At 67.1% G+C, this 4,674-nt stretch carries 6 protein-coding genes; 2 read left to right on the forward strand and 4 right to left on the reverse strand.

Features of this window, described 5'->3' with window-relative positions; all coding sequences use genetic code 11:
• Positions 1 to 380: DUF6473 family protein (locus tag ENN83_RS01390; RefSeq protein ID WP_287183236.1), on the forward strand; the 380-nt coding region annotated here is incomplete at its 5' end.
• Positions 381 to 437: 57 nt separating this feature from the next.
• Here the strand turns inward: ENN83_RS01390 and ENN83_RS01395 are convergent.
• From ENN83_RS01395 to ENN83_RS01410, 4 genes are all read right to left on the reverse strand, one after another.
• The gene (locus ENN83_RS01395; protein ID WP_287183238.1) at positions 438 to 1,364 is read right to left on the reverse strand and encodes an electron transfer flavoprotein subunit alpha/FixB family protein; all 927 of its coding nucleotides are present in this window, start codon (positions 1,362 to 1,364) and stop codon (positions 438 to 440) included.
• Position 1,365: 1 nt separating this feature from the next.
• On the reverse strand, positions 1,366 to 2,127 hold the full coding sequence (locus ENN83_RS01400; RefSeq protein WP_287183240.1) for an electron transfer flavoprotein subunit beta/FixA family protein: 762 nt from the start codon (positions 2,125 to 2,127) through the stop codon (positions 1,366 to 1,368).
• 158 nt (positions 2,128 to 2,285) lie between these two features.
• Entirely contained in the window at positions 2,286 to 2,858 is a 573-nt protein-coding gene (locus ENN83_RS01405) for a cob(I)yrinic acid a,c-diamide adenosyltransferase (RefSeq protein ID WP_287183242.1), read from the reverse strand.
• 77 nt (positions 2,859 to 2,935) lie between these two features.
• Entirely contained in the window at positions 2,936 to 3,766 is an 831-nt protein-coding gene (locus ENN83_RS01410) for an SDR family oxidoreductase (protein ID WP_287183243.1), read from the reverse strand.
• A 53-nt stretch (positions 3,767 to 3,819) separates the two neighbouring features.
• Between ENN83_RS01410 and ENN83_RS01415 the strand changes: the two genes are divergently transcribed.
• Positions 3,820 to 4,674: DNA gyrase subunit A (locus ENN83_RS01415; protein ID WP_287183244.1), on the forward strand; the 855-nt coding region annotated here is incomplete at its 3' end.

Here is a 4,674-nt window from a genome sequence, read left to right on the forward strand (position 1 = left end):
AATCTCCCACCGCCTTCGAGATTGTCGTGGCCGAATTGCAGATGGCCTGGCAGGCGCGGATGCGGATGCTGGCGACGCGGCTTCCCGGGGCCAAGGTGCTGCTGTGGCTCTCGACCCGCCCGCTCGAGGGCGAGCAGCATGTCTGCGGGCTGGGCGACGATCCGCTTTTCGTGACCCGGCACATGCCGGACACGGTGCGCCCCTATTTGAACCAGGTGGTCGAGGTCACGGATTGCGCCGAGGCGCGGGTCTCCGGCGCGCCGGGCATGTTGGTCGGCGAGCTTGATGCCCCGGCCGCCGCCGTGCTGCCCGGTCCTGCCGTGCATGGCGAAGTTGCCGAGGCGCTGCAGCCGGTGCTGCGCGACCTGCTTGCCGACTGACCCCCGGACAGCGAAAAGGCCCGCCTGGGGCGGGCCTTTGCTGCCGGGATGGCGGGATCAGAGCTTTTCGATCAGTTCCGGCACCGCGTCGAACAGATCGGCGACAAGGCCGTAATCGGCGACCTGGAAGATCGGCGCCTCTTCGTCCTTGTTGATCGCCACGATCACCTTGCTGTCCTTCATCCCCGCAAGGTGCTGGATCGCGCCCGAGATGCCCACCGCGATGTAAAGCTCGGGCGCCACGACCTTGCCGGTCTGGCCGACCTGCCAGTCGTTCGGCGCATAGCCCGAATCGACCGCCGCGCGCGAGGCGCCGACCGCGGCGCCCAGCTTGTCGGCGAGGCTTTCGATCATGCGGAAATTCTCTTCCGAGCCGACGCCGCGCCCGCCCGACACGATCACCCCGGCCGAGGTCAGCTCCGGCCGGTCGCTGCCCGCCGCGTGGTCCTCGACCCAGGACGACAGGCCCGGATCGTCCGCCGGTGCCACCGCCTCGACCGGGGCGGCGGCGCCGTCGGCTGCGGCCTCGAAGGTCGAGGAGCGGATCGTAATCACCTTCCTGGCATCCGTCGTCTGCACGGTCTGGATCGCGTTGCCCGCATAGATCGGCCGCTCGAAGGTGGCGGCATCAACCACGCCCACGACATCGGTGATCACCATCGCGTCCAGCAGCGCGGCGACCCGCGGCATGACGTTCTTGGCATCGGTCGTCGCGGGCGCCGCGATATGCTCGTAGCCATCCGCCAGCGAGACGATCAGCGCCGCGGTGGGTTCCGCCAGCCGGTGGCCGTAGCGCGGATCCTCGGCGCAGAGCACCTTGGCCACGCCGTCGATGGTCGCCGCGGCCTCGGCGGCGGCCTTGGCGTGGGCCCCGACGCAAAGCGCGGTCACCTCGCCCAGGCCCTTGACGGCGGTCACGGCCTTGGCGGTCGCGTCGCGCTGCAACTCGCCATTGGTCACTTCGGCAAGAAGAAGAACGGCCATGTCAGAGCACCCCCGCTTCGTCTTTCAGTTTCGCGATCAGCTCGTCGACCGAGCCCACCTTGATGCCCGCCTGCCGCTCGCGCGGCTCGACGGTCTTGACCACGGTCAGGCGCGGCGTGATGTCGACGCCGTAATCGGCGGGCGTCTTCTCATCCAGCTGCTTCTTCTTGGCCTTCATGATGTTGGGAAGGCTCGCATAGCGCGGCTCGTTCAGGCGCAGGTCGACGGTGACGATGGCGGGCATCTTCACCTTGATGGTCTGAAGCCCGCCATCCACCTCGCGGGTGACGACGGCATGATCGCCCTCGATGTCGAGCTTCGAGGCAAAGGTGCCCTGGGCCCAGCCCAGGAGCGCGGCCAGCATCTGGCCGGTGGCGTTCATGTCGTTGTCGATCGCCTGCTTGCCGGCCAGCACGAGGCCCGGCTGTTCCTCGTCGATCACGGCCTTGAGCAGTTTCGCGACGGCCAGCGGCTCGATGTCCTGGTGGATATCGTCGGCGGCGACGATCAGAATCGCGCGGTCCGCGCCCATCGCCAGCGCGGTGCGCAGCGTTTCCTGCGCCTGCTTCACGCCGATCGAGACCGCAATGATCTCGTCGGCCTGGCCCTTTTCCTTCAGCCGGATCGCCTCTTCGACGGCGATTTCGTCGAAGGGGTTCATCGACATCTTGACGTTGGCGAGATCGACGCCCGTGCCGTCCGCCTTGACACGGACCTTCACGTTGTAGTCGATCACCCGCTTGACAGGCACGAGTACCTTCATCGGCGTGTGTCTCCTTGGCTATCGCAGGCCCCGGAACCGGGGCAGGTCAATCGTTTCACGACGTGTTAGCGAGTCTGAAACCGGGACAACAGACCAAAATCGACGCGACAGGATGTTTCGACGTTGCGCCCCCCGACTTTTCGAATATTGCACGGGGCTCAGCGGTCGGCCCCCGGCACCCAGAGAACGTCGGCGCTCCCCTTGTCGTTTGCCACGCGTGCGGCCACGAAGAACCCGTCCGACAGTCGGTTCAGATATTTCACCGCCATCGGGTTCACCGATTCCATCGTGGCCAGTTCCACCGTCTCGCGTTCGGCCCGGCGGACCACCGTCCGGCACAGGTGCAGATGCGCAGACAGCGCCGACCCGCCGGGCAGGATGAAGCTGCGCAGCGGTGCGAGGTCGGCGTTCATCGCGTCAATCTCGGCTTCCAGCCGGGCCACCCGGCTTTCGATCATGCGCAGCGGCGGATGCGTGGCTTCGGCGTCCTTGTGCCGGTCGGGCCGGCGGAGATCGGCGCCGAGATCGAACAGATCGTTCTGGATCGCGGCAAGGCGGGCATCCATCTCGCCTGTCGCTCGCATCCGCGCCAGACCGACGGTCGCGTTGGCCTCGTCCACGGTGCCATAGGCGGTCACCCGCATCCCGTGCTTGGCCACCCGGCTGCCATCGCCCAGCGCGGTTTCCCCGTCATCGCCCTTCTTGGTATAGATCTTGTTCAGAACGACCATCGCGGCCCCTTCTTCACGCATCCGTCTCTTGCCCCCCGCGACATAGCGGGTTCCGACCGCAAAGCGAACTCGCCCTGTCAGCCTTTCGCCACGATCCAGTCCAGCGCCGCGGTGGGCAACGCCCGGCGCAGCGCGGCCATGATCCAGGTCGGCGTGGTCACGAAATAGCGCGCGCGGGGGCGGGGGTGTTCCAGTGCGTGGATCAGGCGGGCGCTGACCGCTGCGGGCGGCAGTTCGAACCGGTCGGGGGGACGTCTCTCGTAGAGCCGCTTCAGCAGAGTTGTGCGGTACTGCTCGGCGCGCGCGCTGGCCTGCCAGTCCACCCAGCGTTCGAAATGCGGGATGGAATTGGCGCGGATGCGCGTCGCGATCGGCCCCGGCTCGATCAGGATCACCTTGACGCCCGTATCCCGCATCTCCAGCCGCAGCGTGTCGGTCAGCCCTTCCAGCGCGAATTTCGTCGCCACATAGGCGCCGCGCCATTTCATCGGCACGAAGCCCAGCACCGAGGAACAGTTGACGATCCGCCCGTGGCCTTGCGCCCGCATCGCGGGAATCACCCGCCGTGTCAGGTCATGCACGCCGAACAGGTTGACTTCGAAGATCTCGCGCAGCGCGCCGCGCGGCAGATCCTCGACCGCGCCGGGACAGGCGAAGGCGCCGTTGTTGAACAGCGCGTCAAGCGTGCCGCCGGTGCGCCCCAGCGCCTCGTCCGCCGCGGCGGCGATGCTGGCCTCGTCGGCATAATCGAGGCGGAAGCTTTCCAGCCCCTCGGCGCGCAGCCTGTCGCAATCGGCTTCGGCCCGGCAGGTGGCAAAGACCCGCCAGCCGCGCGCGTGCAGGGCGTGGGCCGCGTCATACCCGATGCCCGACGAGCATCCCGTGATCAGGACCGATCTCTGCGCCATGCGTTAACCACTCGCCTCTGGACCACGCCCATGCGCCGCTTTACACAACATCCATGACGGATTCCACCGACGACCCCAAGATGGACGTGCCGCCTTTGGCCGAGCCGCTGCGCCGCGCAATTGGCGAGCGGTATCTGACCTATGCGCTGTCCACCATCATGGACCGGGCGCTGCCCGATGCCCGCGACGGGCTGAAGCCGGTGCATCGGCGGATCCTTTATGCGATGCGCGAATTGCGCCTCAGCGCGACCGGGGGCTTCCGCAAGTCAGCCAAGATTTCGGGCGATGTGATGGGCAACTATCACCCCCATGGCGATGCCGCGATCTATGACGCGATGGTGCGCCTGGCGCAGGAGTTCAACGTCCGCTATCCGCTGGTGGACGGGCAGGGGAATTTCGGGAATATCGACGGCGACAACGCCGCCGCCGCCCGCTATACCGAGGCCCGCCTGACCGCCGCCGCCGAGGCGTTGATGGAGGGGCTGGCCGAGAACGCAGTCGATTTCCGCCCCAACTATGACGGCACTCTGGAAGAGCCCGTGGTCCTGCCCGCGGCCTTCCCGAATTTGCTGGCGAATGGATCGTCGGGCATCGCGGTCGGCATGGCCACCAATATCCCGCCGCACAATATCGACGAACTGGTTGGCGCCTGCCTGCATCTGATCAAGACGCCGGATGCCCGCGACGAAACGCTGCTGACCTACATCCCCGGTCCCGATTTCCCCACCGGCGGCGTGATCGTCGAGCCGAAGGAGAACATCGCCCAGGCCTATCTGACCGGGCGCGGGTCGTTCCGGCTGCGCGCGCATTGGCAGGTCGAGGATCTGGGCCGCGGCACCTGGCAGATCGTCGTGACCGAGATCCCCTATCAGGTGCAGAAATCCCGCCTGATCGAGCGGATCGCCGAC

It is taken from the genome of Rhodovulum sp., assembly GCF_011048875.1.
GTDB classification, from domain to species: Bacteria; Pseudomonadota; Alphaproteobacteria; order Rhodobacterales; family Rhodobacteraceae; genus Rhodovulum; species Rhodovulum tesquicola.

Coding starts and splice junctions, on each gene's coding strand:
- ENN83_RS01395 (WP_287183238.1), bottom strand. CDS start 1,364: ATGGCCGTTCTTCTTCTTGCCGAAGTGACCAATGGCGAGTTGCAGCGC.
- ENN83_RS01400 (WP_287183240.1), bottom strand. CDS start 2,127: ATGAAGGTACTCGTGCCTGTCAAGCGGGTGATCGACTACAACGTGAAG.
- ENN83_RS01405 (WP_287183242.1), bottom strand. CDS start 2,858: ATGGTCGTTCTGAACAAGATCTATACCAAGAAGGGCGATGACGGGGAA.
- ENN83_RS01410 (WP_287183243.1), bottom strand. CDS start 3,766: ATGGCGCAGAGATCGGTCCTGATCACGGGATGCTCGTCGGGCATCGGG.